Annotated in this window: 2 protein-coding genes; both read left to right on the forward strand. The window is 64.0% G+C overall.

The genetic code is table 11. The annotated features are described in order from the left end of the window. Positions 1-647 (forward strand): ABC transporter permease (locus EOA22_RS35670; RefSeq protein WP_164756281.1); only part of this gene is annotated, 647 nt, incomplete at its 5' end. Continuing rightward, positions 647-824: ATP-binding cassette domain-containing protein (locus EOA22_RS35675; RefSeq protein WP_127390717.1), on the forward strand; the 178-nt coding region annotated here is incomplete at its 3' end. The genes EOA22_RS35670 and EOA22_RS35675, both read left to right, overlap by 1 nt.

Raw genomic sequence — 824 nt, forward strand, 5'->3', positions numbered from 1 at the left:
CGCCACAGGTTGCGTCCAGGTTTATCGATCTGATCGCAAACGGGCAGCTCGCCACCGACATCATGTCGAGCCTTGCTCGGGTGATGACCGGCTTTCTCCTCGGCGTCATCCTGGCGATCCCGGTCGGCTTCGTCATGGGCTGGTACAAGGTCGCGCGCTCGCTTATCGAGCCGTATCTGCAGTTCTTCCGCATGATCCCGCCGCTGGCCATCATTCCGCTGGCGATCGTAACGATGGGCATCGACGAGACGCCGAAGATCTTCGTCATCTTCCTGGCCTCCTTCCTGGCCGGCGTCGTCGCCACCTATCAGGGCGTCATCAGCGTCGACAAGACGATGATCAACGCCGCGCGCGTGCTCGGCGCCAAGGACATGACCATCTTCCTGCGCGTCATCATTCCCGCATCGACGCCGTTCATCCTGGTCGGCGTGCGCATCGGCCTCGGCTCGGCCTGGGCGACGCTGGTGGCCGCCGAACTGATCGCCGCGCAGACCGGCCTCGGTTTCCGCATGCAGCAGGCGCAACTCTACTACGACCTGCCGACCATCTTCGTCAGCCTGATCACCATCGGCCTTCTCGGCCTTGCCATGGATCGCATCCTTTTGGTGATCGAGCGCCGGCTGACCGTCTGGCAGGAGCGCGTGTGATGCCGCCCAAGATCGTCTTCGACAAGGTCACGCGCCGGTTCGACCTCAAGGACAATGCCTTCGTCGCGCTTGACCGGCTGTCGCTCGACATCGCCGACGGCGAATTCGTCACCGTCGTCGGTCCGTCCGGCTGCGGTAAGTCGACCGCGCTCAACCTCGCGGCCGGCCTGCTGAAGC

The organism is Mesorhizobium sp. M7A.F.Ca.US.014.04.1.1 (assembly GCF_003998745.1).
In the GTDB taxonomy this organism is placed as follows: domain Bacteria; phylum Pseudomonadota; class Alphaproteobacteria; order Rhizobiales; family Rhizobiaceae; genus Mesorhizobium; species Mesorhizobium ciceri.